The organism is Lentzea chajnantorensis (assembly GCF_054300775.1).
Window position 1 is genome coordinate 3,886,979 of sequence record NZ_JBSDZT010000002.1, and the last position, 19,062, is coordinate 3,906,040.

Consider the following 19,062-nt stretch of genomic DNA (forward strand, 5'->3'; position numbering starts at 1 on the left):
GTGGCGGTCATCAGTGTGCAGGGCGAGGACCTGGTCGTGGAGATGGAGGGCCTGGACAAGCTGTGGGCGTTGAAGAGCAGGCTGACCATCCCGCTGGCGAACGTGCGGGGCGCGACGGCGGACCCCGGGATCGCGGGTGAGCCGAAGGGGCTGCGGGCGCCGGGGACGCACCTGCCGGGGGTGATCACGGCGGGCACGTTCCACCGGGATGGCGAGAAGGTGTTCTGGGCGGTCCGCGACGGCAAGAACGCCGTGGTCGTGGAGCTGGCCGACGAGCAGTTCACCCGGCTCGTGGTCGAGGTCGACGACCCGCGCGAGGCCGTGGCCCTGGTCGAGAAGGCGATCCGCCGGTGATCGGCAAGGTCGCGGTGGCGCTGGTGGCCGTGGTCTCCGCCGCGGCGGGCGTGGCACCGCCCTTCGTCGCGGGCACCGCCTCCGCCGTCGCCCACACCGCGCGGCACGGCTCCTGGGTGCCTGCGCACGACGAGGAGGTGTCGTTCGTCGTCGACGGCACGACCACCTGGGGAACGCTGCACGTGCCGGCGCGCCGCCGCGGTGAGCGCCTGCGCGCCGCGGTGCTGCTGCCCGGCAGCGGCCCGACCGACCGCGACGGCAACCAGCCACCCGCGCTCATGGCGAACACGCTGCGCGACCTCGCCGGAGTGCTGGCCGCCGACCGGGTCGCGACGCTGCGGTTCGACAAGTACGGCACCGGCCGCACGGGACTGGGCGCGTACGCGGGACGTCCGCAGGACATCGACTACCCGGCGTTCGTCCGGCAGGCCGCGGCCGCACGCGACCTGCTGCACCGCCGTCCTGAGGTCGACCAGCGCCGGGTGGCGCTCGCCGGCCACAGCGAGGGCGGCATGACGGCGCTCGTGGTCGCCGCGCAGGCGCCTCGGCACCGCCGGGCCGCCGCGCTGGTCATGTTGCAACCGCAGGCGTTGCGGTTCCTGGACGTGCTCGCGATGCAGCTGCACGGCCAGATCGCCCAGCTGGTCGCGGCCGGGCAGCTGTCCGAACAGGACGCGGCGGTGATCGACCGCGCGGTCGACACGGCCGTGACCGACCTGCGCACCGGCCGGGCGGTCGACACGACGGCCATGCCACCGGCGCTCGCCGCGCTGTTCGGCTCGCTGGCCGGCCCGAACCGGAAGTTCGTGGTGAGCGACGACGCGGTCAACCCGCCCGACGTCGCCCGCACGCTGCCGCCGCGCACGCCCGTGCTCGTCACCTGCGGCGAGCTCGACCCGCAGGTGCCGTGCCACACCACGGACCAGCTCGTGTCCGTCGTGGGCGGCCGGGTGGTCCTGCCCGGTGCGGGGCACGCGATGACCACGGCCGACGGGACGTTCTCACCCGTTCTCGTGCGCAGCCTCAGGGCACTGCGGTGGTGACGGGCAAGTCCTGAGTGGACAGAGCGGACCCTGGCTCTGCCGGCGCCTGCAAGTACCACCAACTCAACATCAACAAGCACTTTTCCACTACCAACTGCGCCGTCGGCCGTCCGTAGACCTGGAACCTGGTTCGACGGGTGGTGACCATGTTGGTGGTAGTCAGCGGCGATTCGATCATGTGTTGGTGGTACTTGCAGACGCCTGGGCAGCAACGAGGGGGCGGGCCAGGTGCCTAGAGGGTCACTCGCGGCACTTCTTGCCCGTGTTCACGCAGTTGACCAGACGGTTCATGATCTTCTGCGACATCACGTTCGCGAAGTCGTCGTGGTCGGTGAGCGGGTTGTGCTCCTCCTCCGGGAAGGAGTCGACCAGGTAGCGGCCTTCCTTCTGGACGTCGAGCGGGATGTCGTAGGTCAGCGAGATGCGCAGCTGCGGCACGGCCTTGAAGCCCTGCTTGCAGCGGCCGTTCTGGTCGGGGAACACGATGTGGTCGCGGTGGTTCGCGGAGTCGATGTTCTTGCCGTCCCAGCAGCTCGGGAAGTCGTGGACCCGCTTGACCTTCGCGCCCTGCGGGCAGATCGGGTACTTGTCCATCAGGACCTTGTCCTCGAACCCGGTGCAGGTCCAGGAGGCCCTGGCGTTCTTCGGGCCGTTCTGGCCCGCCTTGGCGTCGCCGTAGAGCACGCGGAGGAACTTCGGCATCGCGGTGACCTTGCCGACGGGCGAGCCGCGGAAGGTCAGGTCGACGACGGCCGGGCGCTGGATCTCGCCCTCGTTGCCCTCGAGCTCGTTCTCGGCGTTCTCCTCGGCGTTGTCCTGGTCCTTCTTGCCCTCGGTGCCCTCGGCCTGGGCGTTGTCGCTGTTCTGGCCGCCGTTGTCGAGGCCCTGCTCACCCTGGGCCTGGTCCTTGACGGCGCAGGCGGCGGCCGGGTTCAGGTCGGGGGCCTGCCGGCCCTGGCGGCTGAACGCCAGCATCATCCGGTCGAGGATGGCGGCGCGCTTCTCGCGCGTCGGGCCGACGATGACGTTGTCGCGGTCGGCGGCCTTGGTGGCGGCCACCTTCTTCTCGGCCTCCTCGGTCACCTTCTCGATGTTCTCGAGCTCGCGGTCGATCTCCACCTGGGCCGCGTCCGGCACGTCCTCGGGCAGCAGCGACGCGACGTCGGGACATTCGAGGCGGGCCTCGGCCTTGGCGGCCTTGTCCTTGTCCTGCTGGGCCTTGTCGTCCTTCTTCGGCGGAACCTGCTCGCCGCCCTCCGCGGCCTCCTCCTCGTCGATGATGCGCACGACGGGCCAGAAGTAGGCGGACCTGTCACCGTTCTTGCAGGTCGTGCCGGCGGCCTGGAGCGACTTGTTGTTCGAGTCCGCGTTCGTGGACAGGTTGCCGACGTAGTCGTGCAGGTGCTGGGCGCCGTTGCGGACGCCGGGCTGCGCGATGAAGTTGTCCGGGTTGAAGTGCCCGTTCTCGTTGCGGCCGCAGTTGACGGTGAACGTGCCGGTGGTGGCGTTCTGCTGCTGCCTGGGTTTCTTGACGTTCGGCTTCACCTTGGTGATGTCGACGAACAAGCTCTTGTCCGCACCGTCGGCGAGCGCGGCGCCATCAGAAGAACTGACGGCCACCACCGCGGCGCCGCCAGCGACCACGGCCATCGCCGCGGCGGCAGCGGTGAGCCAGATCGTGGATTTCCTCCGGTGAATAGCCATGTGCCACCTCGTGGTAGTCCGGAAAAACGGCATGCTGAAGAAGGCGGCGATGAGCCGCGTGTTCGGTTCGAGCTCGGTGTGCGGTCAGTGAGAACGGGAACTGCGTCGTGACTTCTTCTTCGACCGGGAGATCATCCGCATTCCGACCAGTGCCAGTGCCAGAACGGCGATGGCGCCGAAGAAGACGCCGTTGTTGTCGCCGAAGACGCCCTGTTCCGCGGTGCGGGTGAACCTGGTGCCCTCCGGCACGGTCGGGATCACCCCGTCGGTCGGGTTGACCGAGGCGTCCGCGTCGGCGGCGTCCGTCGTGCCCGCCGGGTCCGGGGTCCCGGACGCCGCGGTCGGGGGAGCGAGCGGTTTCGGCGACTCCAGTCCGGCGAAGTCGACGCGACCGGTGTCCTCCAGCACCTTCATGTGGTCGAAGACGGTGATCATCGCCTGCGTGGAGAGGATGCGGATGAGCTCGTTCTTCGTACCCGCGCGGATCTGCGCCGCATAGGCGTAGACCTTGCCGTGCGCCGCGCGGAGCCGGTTGGCGAAGACGGCGTCGAACTCGTCACCGGTCGCCGCGTCCATCTCGGCGAGCCAGCCCTTCTGCTCGTCGGAGGCCTCGGTGGGCAGCGTGTGGCCGAGCAGCACGCCCGCCCTGTTCACCACGTTGTCCAGCAGCGTGTGGCCCTCGACGAGGTGCTTGCTCGCCTCTAGGATCTTGGGCTGGTCCGGCCGTTTGGCCCTGCCCTTGTCGCCGGCGGGCTTCTCCCACAGACCGGCCTGCTTGACGCGGTTCATGAAGTCCCGGTCAGCGGGACCGAGCGGCCCCCACTGCGTCTGCACGACCTCGTCACCCGTGCCGGCGCTGCCGGGCGGCGGGGTGGAGATCGGCGTCGACGGGTTCGCGGGTTGGCCGATCGCGCTCCCGGTGCTGAGCAGCACGGCCAGCGCACAGCCGGCCAGCGCGACGAGCAGTCGCGCCGGCATTGCCAGGTCCATGGGGAGTCGCACGAACGGGAGTACGGCCGGGGGCGGGAGCGCGCCTCAGTTCGAGACCCCGGCGTTATCGAAGCGTTATCCGGACCCGCGCAACCCGGCCGCGCGGCCTCGACCTACCGTGAACGCCATGAGCAAGCGTTTCGTGGCGTTGGGGGACTCGTTCACCGAGGGAGTGGGCGACGACGACGCCGGTCGACCGAACGGTGTCCGCGGCTGGGCCGACCGCGTGGCCGAGGTGCTGGGTGCGGCGGACCCGGAGTTCGGCTACGCCAACCTGGCCGTGCGCGGCCGCCTGCTGCCCCAGGTGCTGGGGGAGCAGCTGGAGCGGGCCCTCGCGATGAAGCCGGACCTCGTGTCCCTGTACGCGGGCGGCAACGACCTGATGCGCCCCAAGGTGGACATCGACGGCCTGATGCGCCGGTACCGGGCCGCCGTGGCGCGGCTGACCGTCGCGGGCGCGCGCGTGGTCCTGTTCACCGGCGTCGACGGCGCGGACGACCCGGTGTTCCGCCGGATGCGCGGCCGGGTGGCCATCTACAACGAGCACGTGCGCGCCATCGCGGCCGAGCACTCGTGTGTCCTGGTCGACATGTGGTCGATGCGGCAGCTGCGGGACCGCCGGATGTGGTCGGTGGACCGCCTGCACCTCAACGCGCTGGGGCACCGCGAGGTCGCGATCTCGGTGCTGGACGGCCTCGGCGTGCGGCACTCGCTGGAGCGGACCGTGCTGGACATCGCGCCGCTGGTGGACCGGCGGGTGCGGCGTGCGGAGGACCTGCGGTGGGCGCGCGAGCACGTCGTGCCGTGGGTGGTGCGGCGGCTGCGCGGGCAGTCGTCGGGGGACGTCGTCCGGCCGCGGTGGCCGGAGCTGTCGCCGCCGTCGTGAGTCGATCTTTCCTGCCGCGAGAACGTGTTGTGGCAATTAGCGTGCTGTGAGCGCGTAGGCGGGCAACGGCACGTTGCCGTGCTTGGCCGCCGACTGCCGCAGCAGCTCCTTGGTCAGCCCGTCCGGTGCCTCGTGCAGGGCGATCGCGACCTCCCAGTCGGCGTCCTGCAGCTCGCCGGTGTCCACGTCGGACACCCGCTCGACCTCCCACCCCGTGCGGCCCAGTGCATCGAGCACCGTCGCGCGGGTCAGCGGTGCGCGCACGTTGACGTCGGTGTCCCCGGTGATCCGGTCCTGGGCGAGCACGGCCAGCAGGTGCGGCAGCTGGTCCACCGCGGCGGGCTGCGGGTCCCACTCGGCGAACGCGAGCCGGGCGCTCAGCTCACGCGCCTTCGCCAGGGTCCGTTCGAGCAGGCCCGCGGACGCGAAGTACCAGGAGCAGTGCGCCAGCACGACGAGGTCGTACCCGGTTCCGACGTCGTCGGTCAGGACGTCGGTCTCGAACCGCATGTCGATCCGCGCACCGAGCGGTCCGTCGAGCAGGTGCCGGGCGGACTGGCCGACGGTGACCGGCGCGCCGTAGTCCCGCGACGCGACGTCGACGCCCACGACCGTCCCGTTCGGACCGGAGAGATCGGCGAGCACGGCGGTCATGTCGCCTTGGCCGCAGCCGATCTCCAAAGTCCTGCCACCGACGGGGATTTGCCAGTTTTCGGCCAGTTGCAGGCGGTATCGGGTCTGCACGGCCTGGATGTCCGGACTGGCGGCCCAAGCGGCCATGTGTCGCGCGATCTCTGCTGCCCTCATCGCGACCGAGACTAGACGTGCGCACCCTTGAACCAATGGTCCAGACCAGTTAACGTGCTCGCCATCACGTATCCCTGCACGTGAAGGAGCACCATGAAGAGGTTTCGCTGGCAGTTCCTGACCATTGGGGTGGCGGTCGCCGCCGTGGTCGGAGGCGTGCTCGCCGCTCCCGCGAGCGGTGCGACAGGCGTGACGGCCGCGTTCACCAAGACGTCCGACTGGGGCAGCGGCTACGAGGCCAAGTACACGATCGGCAACGGCGGCTCGACCGCGCTCACCTCGTGGACCCTGGAGTTCACGCTGCCGAGCGGGCAGTCGATCGCGTCGCTGTGGGACGGCACCTACACCGCGAACGGCCAGACCGTCACGGTGAAGAACAGCTGGAACGGCAACGTCGGCGTCGGCGGCTCGACCAGCTTCGGCTTCACCGTCCGCGGCTCCGGCGGCAGCCCCACCGGCTGCAAGATCAACGGCGCGTCGTGCGACGGCACCGGTGGCACGACGACGACCACCACCAAGACGACCACCACTACGACCACGACCACGACCACGTCGAACCCGCCGCTGCCCGGCACCGGCCGCGGCGCGCCCTACCTGTACCTGGGCTGGGGCAACCCGCAGAGCGCCACGCAGGTCATGAGCCAGACCGGCGTCAAGTGGTTCACGCTCGCGTTCGTGCTCTCCGGCGGCGGCTGCACCCCGTCGTGGGACGGTCAGCGCCCGCTGACCGGCGGTGTCGACCAGCAGACGATCAACGCGGTCCGCGCGGCCGGTGGTGACGTCGTGCCGTCGTTCGGCGGCTGGAGCGGCAACAAGCTCGGCCCGAACTGCTCGACGCCGGAAGCGCTGGCCGGCGCCTACCAGAAGGTGATCGACACCTACGGCCTCAAGGCCATCGACATCGACATCGAGAACTCCGACGAGTTCGAGAACACCACCGTGCAGGACCGCATCCTGACCGCGTTGAAGATCGTCAAGCAGAAGAACCCCGGCATCCAGACGATCGTCACGTTCGGCACCACGACCACCGGGCCGAACTTCTACGGCGCCCGGCTGATCGACCAGGCCAAGGCGCTCAACGCGAACGTCGACGTGTTCACGATCATGCCGTTCGACTTCGGCAGCTCGAACGTCCGCACCGACACGATCGGCGCGGCCACCGCGCTGAAGAACAAGCTCAAGTCGACCTTCGGCTGGAACGACGCCGAGGCGTTCAAGCACGTCGGCATCTCCGGCATGAACGGCCTGTCCGACCAGCGCGAGGTGACCAGCGTCGAGGACTGGACCGCGATCCGCGACTGGTCGAAGGCGAACGGCCTCGGGCGCCTGGCGTTCTGGGCGGTCAACCGCGACCGCGGCGGCTGCGACGGCCAGGTGGCGGACCAGTGCTCCGGCATCGCGCAGGCCGACCTGGCGTTCACGAAGATCACCGCCGGTTTCTAGGCGACACGGCCGGTTCCCGGTCGAGCACGAGCCGTCAGCGCCGTTTATTCGGTGGCGCTGACGGCTTACGCTTGTGCCATGCGTCGACGACATTGATCTTCAACTGATCTGACCAGGACCGCGACGGCGTGGGCGTGGTGTTCGCACCTCCTCCCGATCTACGCGCTGTACGCGTTGCTCTTCGCCGACAGCGGGCTGTCGGACGCCCACATCTCGGTGCTGCTCGCCATCTGGTCGACCACCGCGGTGGTCTTCGAGGTGCCCTCGGGCGCGATCGCCGACCGGTTCTCCCGGCGCGGCTCGCTGGTCGCCGCCGGGGTGCTGCAGGCACTCGCGCACGCGGCGTGGGTGGTGTTCCCGTCGTTCTGGGGCTTCGCGGCCGGGTTCGTGCTGTGGGGGCTCGGCGGCACGCTCACCTCCGGTGCGTTCGAGGCGCTGCTGTACGACGGTCTGGCGGCGAACGGGGACGAGGAGTCGTACGGGCGGCTCAACGCCCGTGTCGACACCGTCGAGCTGATCGCCCAGGTGCCGGTCGCCGTGGTGGCCACGGTGCTGTTCTCGCTCGGCGGCTACTCGCTGGCCGGGTGGGTGAGCGTGGCGATGTGCCTGCTGTCGGCCGTGATCGCGCTGCGGTTCCCCGAACCGGACAGGGAGCCGGCGCCCGGCGAGGACGGGTACCTCGCGACCCTGCGCACCGGTCTGCGCGAGGCGGTGCCGGTCAGGCGGGCCGTCATCGCGGTCGCGCTGGTGTACGCGATCGACGCCTTCGAGGAGTACTTCACGCTCCTGGCCCACGACTGGCACGTGCCCACGGTGTGGGTGCCGCTGGCCACGATCGGGGTGCCGCTGATGGGTGCGGCCGGTGCGTCGCTCGCGGGCAGGCTGCCGTGGCGCGGCTGGGTGCTGTTCGCCGCGGGTGGCGTGCTGGTGCTCGCGGCCGTGCTGGCGGTACCGGCGGCGATCGTCCTGCTGGGACTGTTCTACGGGCTCTACCGGTTCGTGCTCGTGCACGTGGAGACCGAGTTGCAGCACCGCATCGACACCGACGCGCGGGCCACCGTGACGTCGGTGGCCGGGATCGGGTCGGAGTTCGTGGCGTACGCGGTGTACGCGGCGTGGGTGCTCGGATCGGCCGTGGCGGTCGGGGTGCTGGTGCTGGTGGTCGCGGTGGTGGTCTCGCTGCGGAGGTGACCGGGCGGAGAGGGACGGGCGGGCCGAGCACGCTGCCGAGGCCGGCCGTTCGACGTCCGCGGGGAGCTGATGTGGACGAGGAGCCGGTCGGGGCGGACGTAACGCCAGGACCGTCCGAACAGATCGAACCTCACAAGCCGGACAATCCGCGGAGGCCGCCGTGTTCGTCGTCCAGATCTTCCTGCCGCTGGCGTTGGCCCTGGTCATGTTCGGCCTCGGTCTCACGCTCACCACCGGGGACTTCGCCAGGGTCGCGAGATATCCCAGGGCGGCCGTCATCGCGCTCGTCTGCCAGGTGGTGGTGCTGCCCGCGATCTGCCTCGGCCTGGTGCTCGCGTTCGGGCTCCAGGGCGTGCTCGCGGTCGGCATGATGCTGCTCGTCGCGTCGCCGGGCGGCACGTCGGCGAACCTGTTCAGCCACCTCGCGGGCGGCGACGTCGCGCTCAACATCACGCTGACGGCGATCAACTCCGTGCTGGCGGTGTTCACGCTGCCGCTGGTGGTCGGGCTGAGCATGGCGCACTTCATGGCGGACAGCGCCGAGGTCGGGCTGCAGCCGGCGAAGTTCGTGCAGGTCTTCGCGATCGTGCTGGTGCCGGTTGCGATCGGCATGCTGGTGCGGCGCAGGTTCGAGGCGTGGGCGCTGCGGATGAACGACCCGGTGCGCGTCGCGTCGGTGGTGGTGCTGGTGCTCGTCATCATCGCGGCGATCGCGCAGGCCCACCGGCAGCTGCTCGACAACATCACCACGCTCGGCCCGGTGGCGTTGCTGCTGAGCGTCTTCAGCCTGCTGATCGGCTACTACGCGCCCAAGGCGTTCAACGTCGACCGCGGGCAGGCCGTCGCCAGCGCCATGGAGATCGGCATCCACAACGCCACGATCGCGATCACCCTCGCCCTCACCGTGCTGAACGACGAGACCATGGCGATCCCGCCCGCGGTGTACGGCGTGCTGATGTACCTGCCGGCGGCGATCGCGGCGAAGTTGCTGGCGCGGAACAGGACCGCGGTCGGCTGAAGCGGTTGCGGCTGTGGCTGGGTTGAGCGTGACATGCGTTCAACCACAACCACAACCACATTGCTCGCGGCCGTTCTCCTCGCCCCGTCGGGGAGAACCGCTGGCGCGACCCGCAGCCCGCCCGCCCTGGCAGGGCGTCCTGAAGGCGGACCGGCCAGGTCCGCGGTGCGACCAGGCAGAGGACTGCCTGTACCTCAACGTCACCAGGCCGCCGCGGGCCGCGCACCGGCCGGTGCTGGTCTAGGTCCACGGCGGCAGCTTCACCACCGGCGCCGGAGCCGACTACGGCGTCGAACGACTGGTGCGCCGGGGTTCCGTCGTCGTCACCGTCAACTACCGCCTGGGTGCCTTCGGGTACTTCGGCTTCCCCGGGCTCGCCGGCTCCGGCGCGTTCGGGCTGCGCGACCAGCAGGCCGCGCTGGAGTGGGTCCAGCGCAACATCCGGGGCTTCGGCGGTGACCCGCACAACGTCACGCTGTTCGGGGCGTTGGCGGGCGGGCTCTCCACGTGCGCCCAGCCGACGTCGCCCCGGACGCGCGGGCTGTTCCACCGGGCGATCATCCGGAGTGGACGGGTGCCGATGTCCGCGGCGCTGTCGGACATGACCTCGGTGTGCCCGACGGCCGAGTTGCGCGCGCAGACGCACGCGTTCGGCTACGAGTTCGCCGAACCGGACCCGCCGATGACCTTCCAGGGGATGCCGGAGTTCCCGTACGGCGCCTACCACGGCTCGGAGCTGCCGTCCCTGTTCGGCTACGGCGGCGGCGTCGAGCTCACCGCGCGGCAACGGGCGCTGGCGGACGAGATGGCCGGTGTGTGGACGCGGTTCGCGCGCACCGGACGTCCCGGCTGGGCCCGCCAGGACGTCCGGGTCTTCGCGACCGGGCAGGTCGGACCGGCCGACCACCGGTGTGACCTCTGGACCGGCTGAGCGATCCGAGCGGCGCGCGTCCGTGCGACCTGCCGGACGCGCGCAAAGCCGTGCCGCGGCAACCACGCCCGGCCCGGCGCCGGCTCGCCGACCACTTCCGCACCGGCTACCGCGCGGCGCTAACGGTTGAGGTCGCGGTACTTCAGCACCGACAGCGGCCAGAAGACCGCCACGAACACGGCGGGCCACAGCACGGCCAGCAGCACCGAGTGCTGCGCCGCCCAGGAGTCACCGCCGACACCGGGGTTGCCGAACAGCTCCCGCGCCGCGGCCACCGTGGACGACAGCGGGTTCCACTCCGCGACCACGCGCAGCCAGCCCGGCATCAGCTCCGGCGAGACGAACGTGTTCGCGAACATCGTCAACGGGAACAGGAACATCCACGACGCCTGCGCCGCCGCCGGCTTCACCAGCAGGCCGACGTAGATGCCGACCCAGACCAGCGCGAACCGCAGCCACAGCAGCAGCGCGAACGCCAGCAGCGCGTTGACCAGCCCGTCGTGGAACGACCAGCCGATCACCAGCCCGCACAGCGCGAGCACGAGCAGCTCCAGCGAGGAGTTGACCAGGTCGGCGATGCTGCGCCCGGCCACCACCCCGGTCTGCGACATCGGCGAGGCGCGGAACCGGTCCGTCACGCCCCGGTCGGCGTCCATCGACACCATCAGCAGCGTGCTGCCGACGCCGAACGCGACGGTCTGGCCGAACATGCCCGGCAGCAGGAACTCGATGTAGTCGCCGCCGCCGAAGACGTTCATGGCGCTGCCGAACACCAGCCCGAAGATCAGCACCGAGATGACCGGGTAGGCGAGGTTCGCGAACACCCTGACCGGTTCGCGCACCCAGTGGACGAGCTCCCTCTTGGCGACGACCCACGAGTCGACCGCCGCGTACCCGGCCGCGTTCACGCCCGCACCTCCGCACGGTGGCCGGTGATCGCCAGGAAGACCTCGTCGAGCGTCGGCCGCCGCAGGGCGATGTCCTCCGCCTCCACCCCGCGGGCCGCCAGCGCGGAGGTCACCCGCGTCAGCGCCGCCACCCGGTCCGCGACCGCCGCGCTCACGCGGAACGCGTCGTGGTCGACCTCGGCGTCCGGTCCGAGCACACCGGCCACGACCGGCAGCTCCTCCGCGGTGCGGACCACGACCTCGATCCGGTCGCCGCCGAGCGTGGACTTGAGCTGGTCGGGCGTGCCCTGGGCGGCGACCCGGCCGGTGTCGAGCACCACGACCTGGTCGGCGAGCTGGTCGGCCTCGTCCAGGTACTGCGTGGTCAGCAGGACCGTCGTGCCCTCGGCGACGACCCGCTTCACCTCCCGCCACACCTCACCGCGGTTGCGCGGGTCGAGCCCGGTCGTCGGTTCGTCCAGGAACAGCACCGACGGCCGCGTGATGAAGCTCGACGCGAGGTCCAGGCGCCGCCGCATGCCGCCCGAGTAGGCCTTCACGCGCGTGTCGGCGGCATCGGTCAGACCGAACTGCGCCAGCAGCTCCTCCGCGCGGGCGTGGGCCTCCTTCCTGGACAGGTGGTAGAGCCGCCCCCACATGACCAGGTTCTCCCGGCCGGTCAGCACGTCGTCCACCGTGGACTGCTGACCGTTCAGCGCCACCTGCCGCCGCACCCGCGGCGCCTCCCGCGCGACGTCGTGGCCCGCCACCTCGGCCCGGCCGCCGTCCAGCCGCAGCAGCGTGGCCAGGATGCGCACAGCCGTCGTCTTGCCGGCGCCGTTGGGCCCGAGCAGGCCGCACACCGTTCCCGCCGGCACCGCCAGGTCGAACCCGTCGAGCGCAGCCTTCCCGCCGAACCCCTTGCGCAGGCCTTCCGCGAGCACCGCGTGTCCCACGTCCTCACCCCCGTGACTGAACTGTGTACAACGTATACGAGGTGTACGTTGTACACGGTTTTAGGATTCACCGGCAAGTGCGGTGTGGACGAGGGGGCTGGGTGAAGCAGAGCGACCGGGACCGCAGCGTGCGCCTGCTGTGGGCGCCGCCGGCGGAGCCGACCAGGGGACCGAAGGCGGCGCTGAGCCAGTCGCGGGTGGTCGGGGCGGCGATGGAGGTGGCCGACGCCGAGGGGGTCGACGCGCTCACCATGCGCCGGGTCGCCGAGGCGCTGGGCAGCACGGCCATGGCGCTGTACCGGCACGTGCCGGGCAAGTCGGAGCTGCTCGACCTGATGGTCGACGCGGCCTGGGGCGAGACCGAGCGCACCCCGCCCGGACCGTGGCGGGAGGGCCTGGAGTTCTTCGCGCGCCAGATGTGGGCGATGTACCGCGCGCACCCGTGGATGCTGCAGCTCACCACCTCGCGGGTCATGCCGGGACCGCACGCCATGACCCGCCGGGACGCGGCCTACGCCGCCGTCTCGCAGCTGGGGCTGCGGCCGGAGGAGATCGTGGCCGTGGTGACGGCGGTCGCCCACCACGTCGACGGGGTCGGCCGCGCGATGGCCGACCGCGTGCGGACCGAACGCGAGACCGGGGTGTCCGAGGAGGACTGGTGGACCGGTAGGGAGGCGCTCTGGGAGCACTTCACGCCGGACCGGCTGCCGATGATGACCCACATCTGGAACACGGGCGGTTTCGAACGGCCGCTGGACGAGTTCGAGTTCGGTCTCGCACGTCTTCTCGACGGTCTCGCGGTGTTCCTGGAATCCGGAGAACGACCGGTGGTTCGTCGAGAGACGTGCCAGTAGTCCTGTGTGCCCGGTGAGGTGGACTTGAGTCGGCCGTTCGAGTGAAATGCGCTGTTCAGCGCACCGGTGAACCGGAGTCGAGCGGTTGCGTAATGCCATTGTTATGCGCAATCGGATTCAACTCGTTCACGGGCTGAACCGAGCACTCCCGTCCGCCCGTTTTCCTTGTGACACCGTTTCGCCGCGGGGGTCGATTCGGGACGACGAGGAGGTCGCATGACAGCTGGCGCGCACGATGCGGTCACACTTGGCTGCTACGCGCTCGGCGTTCTGGACGCGCAGGAGAGCCATGGCGTGGAGCAGCACCTGAGGGGCTGCCCCTCCTGCCGTGCGCAGGTCGCCGACTTCCACCGGATCCGCAGGGCGCTCGACGAGGTGCCCCGCGAGGTGTTCCTGCACGAGCTCGAAGACGACCTGCCCACGCCGTCGGACCTGGTGCTGCAGCGGGCGCTGCGACAGATCAGGCAGGAGTCGGTCATCCCGCAGCCGCGGGTGGCCGACCCGCAGCCCAGAGCCAGTCCGCGGCAGGTGGAGGAGCTCGCGGAGCCGCAGCACGCCAAGGCCCGGCGCTGGCCGAACTACCTCGCCGCCGCGGCCGTCGCCGCGGTGGTGGCGTTCGGCGGTGGTGCGGTCTTCATGCAGAACCGGGCACCGGACACGTCCATCTCCGCGTCGCGCAGCGGCGAGGGGACCTCGGGCGGGATCAGGCTGGTCGCGGAGGTCGCTCCGTCCTCGCAGGACCGCTACGAGGTCACCGCGAGGATCGAGGGCCTGCCCGCCGCCCAGAGGTGCAGGCTCGTCGTCATCGGCGCCGACGGGACGAGGACGGAGGCCCACGTGTGGACCTCCAGCGAGAAGGGGCGGCTCGAGGGGGTGACCGTGCGGGGCATGGTCAGCGTTCCCCTCGACGAGGTGAAGTCGGTGGCGGTCGAGAACGGGGACGGCAAGCCGTTCGTCGTGGCCACCATGTAGGAACGGACGAAGAAGGGCCCGCATTCTGTTCGGAATGCGGGCCCTTCTCGCATTGATGTCATTTATGCGGACTGCAATGCGAGCCACCCGCCGACCACGATGACCAACGCGGCTGTGCCCATGGGTGCGCAATGCGAGAGCAGTTTTGTGGCACGGCCGTCCAGCAGCCGTTCGACCCGGTCGCGGGCCTTCACCAGCAGCAGGCCGACGCCGGTCAGCGTCGCGGCCATGCCGAAGCCGTAGCCGAGGACCAGCAGCACGCCGAACCAGGTGCGCCCGAGCGCGACGGCGCCGAGCAGGACGACGAGCGCGGAGGGTGACGGGACCAGGCCGTTGGCCGCGCCCATGCCGATCAGGCTCGCCCGGCTGTACCCGTGACCGTGCCCGGTTCCGTGCCCATCTCCGCGCCCGTGCCCGTGTCCGGCTCCCGTGAGCGCGGGTTCGCGGGTCAGCGCGGAGCGCAGCAGCAGGACGCCGATGCCGGTGATCAGCAGGCCGCTGACCAGCCCGAGCCAGCGCAGCACCTGCTCGCCGGCCAGCGCGCTGGAGGCGCTGATGACCAGGCCGAGCAGCAGCACGCCACCGGTGTGCGTGACCGTGACCGAGGCACCGACGACGAACGCGTCGCGCGGCGTGCCCTGACGGCCCGCGAGGTAGGCGGCGATGAGCGTCTTGCCGTGACCGGGCAGCGCGGCGTGCGAGGCACCGAGGACGAGCGAGAGCAGCAGCGCGAGGAAACCGAGCCACGGCGTGAGCTCGTCGCTGCCCAGGATGTCGTTGAGGGCGGCGGCCGTCGTGCTGAACGACCGGATCGGGGAACCGGTGGCCTGCTTGGGCTCCGACCCGGAACCGGGCTGCGCGGTGAACGCGACCGAGCGGACGTCGAGCGGGCTGCTGAGCAGGTCCTCCGGGTAGGTCCGCAGCTCGCCGCTGATGCTCTCGGTGGGCACGGGCGAGCCGGTGAGCCGCACCCCGGTGCCGGCGGCGGTGATCTCCCGCCAGCCGACCCGGTCGGTGTTCGACTCGTCGTGGAACTCCAGGCGGGCCGGCCGGGCGAGGTCGACCTTCGCGGTGAGCTCGCAGACCAGCCGGGTGGTGACCAGGTCGGCCTGCCCGGCCGGGTGCTCCTTGGTGGCGCCGGCGACGGTCCAGGTGATCCGCCGGCCGTCCACGGTGGACCGGTCGGTGCCGGCCAGCTCGTCGCACCAGCGCCCGGCGTCGCGGTCCCGCAGGTTCTCCTGCAGCGTCGGGATCTCCGCGACGTCGACCACCGACCTGAGGTCGATCCGGTCGGGGTGCAGGTGCAGGCCGTGGTAGTGGTTGACGCTGAAGTTGCCCAGCGGGTGCCCGAAGGCCTCGCCCTGCAGGCCGAAGAACCCGGCCAGCAGCAGGGCGCCGATGACGGCGTACCTCACCGCCCGCCCCCGCAGCTCGGCGAGCTTGCGGCCCGCCTTCAGCGCGTGCAGCGGGGAGAAGTTCGCGTTCAGCCGCAGCGCCCGCACCAGCGCCTCCTGCGCCTCGGCCACCCGGCCGAGCGCGGCGAGGATCATGCCGCGGTGGTAGGAGAACGTCGCGTTCTGCCAGCCCAGCGCGGCGGCGCGGTCGGCGTGGGCCAGCGCCTCGGCGTCCCGCCCGTTCACGTGCAGCGCCCACGCCATCGCGTCGGCGACGAACACGCTCTGCCGCTTGCCCCACTCCGACTCGGCCCGGCGCAGCGCCCGCACCCCGTCACCGCGGTCGGCCGCCACGAGCGCCGCGGCGAGGTCGTCGGAGGCACCCTGCGACTCCATCAGCCGCTGCTGCTCGGACAGCACGTCGTACTGCCGGGCCGCCTCCTGCGCCCTGCCGTCGGCCGCGAGCAGCTCCGCGTACTCCTGCAGGTACTGCGGCAGGGGAGCGCGGGCCACGAGCCTGCGGTACTCCTCGATCGCGACCGGGACGTCACCGCGTGCCGCCGCGACCTTCGCCTTGCCCTGGGTGAGGGTCATGTCGTCTCCTCTCGCCGCCAGACCCCGCTCGTAGTGCTGAGCGGCTTCGTCGAGCCGGTTGTGGTCGAACGCGAGCTCGCCCAGCCGGTACCGGCAGAAGGCGATCTCCTCGGGCGTCGCGGCCGCGTTCAGCGCGCGGGTCATCGCGGCGCGGGCGCCGTCGACGTCGCCGTGGAGCTCCAGGTGGAAGGAGGCGCGGGCGAACGAGGCCGTGTTCGGCTTGAGGTCGAGCATCCGCTGCACCGCGTCCTGTGCACCCGCGTCGTCGCCGAGCTGCGTCAGCGCGTCGGCCAGCACGCCGTAGCCCTCCGCGGAGGACGGCAGGGCGGCGACCGCCCGCAACCCCCACTCGCGTGCGGCGTGGAAGTCGTGCCGGGCGTTGGCCAGCGTGCCCATGCCGACGGCGGCCAGACCGGTGTCGCCCGCGTTCTTCAGCGCACCCTCGGCCTTCGCGTAGTACGCCGGGTCGGCCGTGACCCGCGCGAGCTCCACGTAGGAAGCGCCGAGCCGCGCCCACGACGTCGGGTCGTCGGGCACCCGGTGCAGCCGCTGCTGGAGCTGGTGCACCACCCGGTGCAGCTGGTTCTGCTGCGCCACCACGGGAACAGGGGGCTCGCCCCCGGCCCTGCTGCCGGCAGGACCGGAGGCGACCAGGTGGACAAGCGCCGCGGTGACCAGGAGACCCACCGCGACGGCCTGTCGCTGCTGATACCTCACTTCGAGTGCGACCCGTACTCGCGGATGTGGGTCTGGCGCTTGCGCCACAGGAAGAAACCCGCGCCGAACACCAGCGCCGAGCCGACCGCGGTGGTCATCGCCATCGGGTCGAGGTTGCCGATCCGGCCGACCGGGTTCACCGCGACCTCGGCGGTGGTGCCCGAGGTGTTCACGGCCGTGCCGTTGCGGGGCAGCGCCACGTACGGGAACGCCGCCTCGAACGGCTGGTCGTTCTGGTCGACCTTGTCACCGGCGGCCAGCGCCTCGACGAGCTTGCCCGTCACCGCCGCGCCCTCGAACGCCTGCAGGCCGATGTCCACGACGTCGTCGGTGAGGCGGCGGCCGTTCGGGAAGCCCTGCGTGTCACCGGCGAGCAGCCCCAGGCGGTTCGGGTTCGGGTTGGGGTTGATCGACATGTTCAGCCGCAGCATCTCCGCGGGCCGGAACCGGTGCTTGTCGACGTCGGCGTTGTTGATCTGCGAGTTCAGGTCGGCGTTGATCTGCGCGCCGATCTTCGTGCTGATGCCGGTCAGGAAGATCTCGGCCAGGTCGTCGCGCTGGCCCTTCGGCGCCGGGATCTTGTAGATGGCCTCGACCAGCTTCGGCAGCTCCGGGTTCACCACCCGGTCCACCAGCTCCTTCACCCCGGCGTCCTGGTCGGGGCGCAGGCCGTTGAACGCGTCCTTGAGGCCCGCGGGCGCCACGACCTCGTTCACCAGCGGGTTGCCCAGCCGGGAGACCTGCACGAAGTCACCGACCGCCTCCGCCTTGCCCGGCGACAGCTTCATGGTGCGGCGCTGCGTGGTGCTCCAGATGCCGATGTTCGGGTTGCGGTTCGCGTCGTTCTTCAGCGCCAGCGCGTGCTTGGGCAGCTGGATCGCGATCGTGTTGACGTTGTAGCCGCGCAGGGTGTCCTGGCCGACCTCGCTCAGGTTCCCGCCGTAGAGCAGGTCGAACACCCGCAGGTCCAGGAAGAACGGGTCCTCGGCCGGCCCGACGTACACCTTGCCGCCACCGGGCAGCTGCACCGTCGCCTGGTCGCGCAGCTTCTTGAAGTCCGGCATCGACGCGGGGCCGTTCGGCGACGGCGCGACCGGGGCGTTGTCGACGAGCTTGACCTTCTGGCCGTTCTCGTAGATCGCCTCGATGTCGTAGCGCTGGCGGAACAGCAGGTTCTCGTCGTCGAGCGAGTCCACCTGGCCGTTGGTGTAGAGGAACGTGTTGTTCTTGCGGCGGTCGTCGTCGTGGAACTGCCAGCGCAGCACCACGTCGGCCTTGGCGTCGCCGTCGTTGTCGATGTTGAAGTCGTACTGCGCGTCCGTGGCCCACGGGAAGAAGTTCGGGCCCCCGTTGGGCTCCTGGAACGGGAACCAGTTGCCGACCAGGGTGACCGTGTCCCCGTGGTCGGGGCTGACGAACGCGTACAGGTCCGTGTTGTCCACGGCCGGGTCACCGGCGATGAGCGGTGCCTCGCGGTGGGAGGACGCGGTGGCGCCGGATCCGCCGAACAGGGCGGCGTTGAGCAGGGTGGCTGCCACCAGCGCGGCCGCGGCCACCTGGCCGCGCCGACCGCTGAGGACGTGCGGTGACGACATCTCTGGTCTGCCTTTCGAGGGGGTCAGGCGCTGTGCATGAGCAGCGGGGGTTCGCCGGGGTGGGCTGAGTGCGCTGAGGTCCACCTCGCCCTGGTGAAGTCGCGGATGCCTTCGACGAGCCGCTCGACGTCGGACTCCGGCCGGACCACCAGGCGCGCGAAGACCCTGCTCATGCCGAGCTCGGTGCCGCACTCGCGGATGAGGACCCGGTGCCGGGACAGCAGCCGCAGGCTCTCCGCCGGCTCCTCGAACGTCTGCGGGGTCGAGAAGTGCGGGTTGCGCGGGATGCGGAAGCCCACCGGCTCACCCGCGCCCGTCCTGGCCGGCTCGAAGCAGGACGGGCTGTGCGCGGTCTGCTGGAAGGGACCCGGGTCCACACCGTGCCGCACGCGATCACCCCGTCCCGGTCGTCGATCTGACACCGGGGCATACGTGCCGCCGTTCACAGCGGTTCACGGACCAGTGTCGGGAAGGTCTCGGCTGGGTCACGCGCGCAACCTCGGCCCCCGCCGCCGACCGGGAGCACCCGCCGGTTTCCGGTCCACAGTGGACGATCACAACCGCCTGATCCGGTCCCTCGCCCGACCCCGCACGTGCTCGGGCACCCGGCCTCGGGGCGCGCTCGGGCCCGTGACGTTCGACAACCGCCCGATCGCCGTGGTCGTTTGGGTCGGTGAACCGCGTCTTGCCAGGTCAGCAGGCTTTCTCGGGACCGCCCGACCGGCG

Annotated in this window: 17 protein-coding genes and 1 pseudogene; 10 read left to right on the top strand and 8 right to left on the bottom strand. The window is 70.9% G+C overall.

What is annotated here, in order from left to right; translation table 11 throughout:
- Window positions 1–354: a hypothetical protein gene (locus ACVDFE_RS19805; protein WP_360396436.1), complete on the top strand. Its 354-nt coding sequence runs from the start codon at window positions 1–3 to the stop codon at window positions 352–354.
- Window positions 351–1,397: an alpha/beta hydrolase family protein gene (locus ACVDFE_RS19810; RefSeq protein ID WP_360396437.1), complete on the top strand. Its 1,047-nt coding sequence runs from the start codon at window positions 351–353 to the stop codon at window positions 1,395–1,397. Before ACVDFE_RS19805 ends, ACVDFE_RS19810 begins: the two co-directional genes overlap by 4 nt.
- 240 nt (window positions 1,398–1,637) lie before the next feature.
- On the opposite strand, the gene ACVDFE_RS19815 is transcribed toward ACVDFE_RS19810, so the two are convergent.
- Together ACVDFE_RS19815 and ACVDFE_RS19820 are read right to left on the bottom strand one after the other, a co-directional pair.
- Window positions 1,638–3,101 carry a DUF1996 domain-containing protein gene (locus ACVDFE_RS19815; protein WP_458431360.1) on the bottom strand — a complete coding sequence of 488 codons (1,464 nt, stop codon included), beginning with the start codon at window positions 3,099–3,101 and terminating at the stop codon, window positions 1,638–1,640.
- 84 nt (window positions 3,102–3,185) lie between these two features.
- Window positions 3,186–4,079, bottom strand: a complete 894-nt coding sequence (locus ACVDFE_RS19820; protein WP_360396441.1) for a DUF4142 domain-containing protein — start codon at window positions 4,077–4,079, stop codon at window positions 3,186–3,188.
- 139 nt (window positions 4,080–4,218) lie between these two features.
- On the opposite strand from ACVDFE_RS19820, the gene ACVDFE_RS19825 reads away from it, so the two are divergent.
- Window positions 4,219–4,977 carry an SGNH/GDSL hydrolase family protein gene (locus ACVDFE_RS19825; protein ID WP_360396442.1) on the top strand — a complete coding sequence of 253 codons (759 nt, stop codon included), beginning with the start codon at window positions 4,219–4,221 and terminating at the stop codon, window positions 4,975–4,977.
- Between the two features lie 36 nt (window positions 4,978–5,013).
- Here the strand turns inward: ACVDFE_RS19825 and ACVDFE_RS19830 are convergent, their stop codons facing one another.
- The gene (locus ACVDFE_RS19830; RefSeq protein WP_458431361.1) at window positions 5,014–5,784 is read right to left on the bottom strand and encodes a hypothetical protein; all 771 of its coding nucleotides are present in this window, start codon (window positions 5,782–5,784) and stop codon (window positions 5,014–5,016) included.
- Between the two features lie 93 nt (window positions 5,785–5,877).
- Here ACVDFE_RS19830 and ACVDFE_RS19835 point away from each other — a divergent pair, with 93 nt between their 5' ends.
- The 5 genes and pseudogenes from ACVDFE_RS19835 to ACVDFE_RS19855 all read left to right on the top strand — a co-directional run bounded on the left by ACVDFE_RS19835 (window position 5,878) and on the right by ACVDFE_RS19855 (window position 10,367).
- Window positions 5,878–7,227, top strand: coding sequence for a cellulose binding domain-containing protein (locus ACVDFE_RS19835; protein WP_360396446.1), 1,350 nt, complete (start codon window positions 5,878–5,880; stop codon window positions 7,225–7,227).
- A 174-nt stretch (window positions 7,228–7,401) separates the two neighbouring features.
- Entirely contained in the window at window positions 7,402–8,418 is a 1,017-nt protein-coding gene (locus tag ACVDFE_RS19840) for an MFS transporter (protein ID WP_360396448.1), read from the top strand.
- A 160-nt stretch (window positions 8,419–8,578) separates the two neighbouring features.
- Window positions 8,579–9,436: a bile acid:sodium symporter family protein gene (locus ACVDFE_RS19845; protein WP_360396449.1), complete on the top strand. Its 858-nt coding sequence runs from the start codon at window positions 8,579–8,581 to the stop codon at window positions 9,434–9,436.
- A 256-nt stretch (window positions 9,437–9,692) separates the two neighbouring features.
- Window positions 9,693–10,007, top strand: a pseudogene (locus ACVDFE_RS19850) (carboxylesterase family protein); the annotation flags it as partial.
- A gap of 9 nt (window positions 10,008–10,016) precedes the next feature.
- The gene (locus ACVDFE_RS19855) at window positions 10,017–10,367 is read left to right on the top strand and encodes a carboxylesterase family protein (RefSeq protein ID WP_458434365.1); all 351 of its coding nucleotides are present in this window, start codon (window positions 10,017–10,019) and stop codon (window positions 10,365–10,367) included.
- Between the two features lie 119 nt (window positions 10,368–10,486).
- Here the strand turns inward: ACVDFE_RS19855 and ACVDFE_RS19860 are convergent, their stop codons facing one another.
- Together ACVDFE_RS19860 and ACVDFE_RS19865 are read right to left on the bottom strand one after the other, a co-directional pair.
- Window positions 10,487–11,275 carry an ABC transporter permease gene (locus tag ACVDFE_RS19860; protein WP_458431362.1) on the bottom strand — a complete coding sequence of 263 codons (789 nt, stop codon included), beginning with the start codon at window positions 11,273–11,275 and terminating at the stop codon, window positions 10,487–10,489.
- A complete protein-coding gene (locus ACVDFE_RS19865) occupies window positions 11,272–12,210 on the bottom strand; it encodes an ATP-binding cassette domain-containing protein (protein WP_458431363.1) in 939 nt (312 codons plus the stop codon). The genes ACVDFE_RS19860 and ACVDFE_RS19865 overlap by 4 nt, the downstream gene beginning before the upstream one ends.
- 101 nt (window positions 12,211–12,311) lie before the next feature.
- Between ACVDFE_RS19865 and ACVDFE_RS19870 the strand changes: the two genes are divergently transcribed.
- Window positions 12,312–13,064, top strand: a complete 753-nt coding sequence (locus ACVDFE_RS19870; RefSeq protein ID WP_360396455.1) for a TetR/AcrR family transcriptional regulator — start codon at window positions 12,312–12,314, stop codon at window positions 13,062–13,064.
- Between the two features lie 216 nt (window positions 13,065–13,280).
- Window positions 13,281–14,036, top strand: a complete 756-nt coding sequence (locus tag ACVDFE_RS19875; protein WP_458431364.1) for an anti-sigma factor family protein — start codon at window positions 13,281–13,283, stop codon at window positions 14,034–14,036.
- Between the two features lie 62 nt (window positions 14,037–14,098).
- On the opposite strand, the gene ACVDFE_RS19880 is transcribed toward ACVDFE_RS19875, so the two are convergent.
- From ACVDFE_RS19880 to ACVDFE_RS19890, 3 genes are read right to left on the bottom strand one after another with little or no spacing between them, the layout of a single operon-like run.
- Complete coding sequence (locus ACVDFE_RS19880; protein WP_458431365.1) at window positions 14,099–16,711, bottom strand: tetratricopeptide repeat protein; 2,613 nt, start codon at window positions 16,709–16,711, stop codon at window positions 14,099–14,101.
- A 26-nt stretch (window positions 16,712–16,737) separates the two neighbouring features.
- Entirely contained in the window at window positions 16,738–18,336 is a 1,599-nt protein-coding gene (locus ACVDFE_RS19885) for a DUF4331 domain-containing protein (protein WP_458431366.1), read from the bottom strand.
- 23 nt (window positions 18,337–18,359) lie between these two features.
- A complete protein-coding gene (locus ACVDFE_RS19890; protein WP_458431367.1) occupies window positions 18,360–18,725 on the bottom strand; it encodes a hypothetical protein in 366 nt (121 codons plus the stop codon).
- Window positions 18,726–19,062 lie beyond the last annotated feature (337 nt).

What these genes read in the sequence shown, in the direction of transcription:
- ACVDFE_RS19815 (WP_458431360.1), bottom strand. Translation starts at nt 3,101, where the DNA reads ATGGCTATTCACCGGAGGAAATCCACGATCTGGCTCACCGCTGCCGCC.
- ACVDFE_RS19820 (WP_360396441.1), bottom strand. Translation starts at nt 4,079, where the DNA reads ATGCCGGCGCGACTGCTCGTCGCGCTGGCCGGCTGTGCGCTGGCCGTG.
- ACVDFE_RS19825 (WP_360396442.1), top strand. Translation starts at nt 4,219, where the DNA reads ATGAGCAAGCGTTTCGTGGCGTTGGGGGACTCGTTCACCGAGGGAGTG.
- ACVDFE_RS19830 (WP_458431361.1), bottom strand. Translation starts at nt 5,784, where the DNA reads ATGAGGGCAGCAGAGATCGCGCGACACATGGCCGCTTGGGCCGCCAGT.
- ACVDFE_RS19835 (WP_360396446.1), top strand. Translation starts at nt 5,878, where the DNA reads ATGAAGAGGTTTCGCTGGCAGTTCCTGACCATTGGGGTGGCGGTCGCC.
- ACVDFE_RS19855 (WP_458434365.1), top strand. Translation starts at nt 10,017, where the DNA reads ATGTCCGCGGCGCTGTCGGACATGACCTCGGTGTGCCCGACGGCCGAG.
- ACVDFE_RS19875 (WP_458431364.1), top strand. Translation starts at nt 13,281, where the DNA reads ATGACAGCTGGCGCGCACGATGCGGTCACACTTGGCTGCTACGCGCTC.
- ACVDFE_RS19885 (WP_458431366.1), bottom strand. Translation starts at nt 18,336, where the DNA reads ATGTCGTCACCGCACGTCCTCAGCGGTCGGCGCGGCCAGGTGGCCGCG.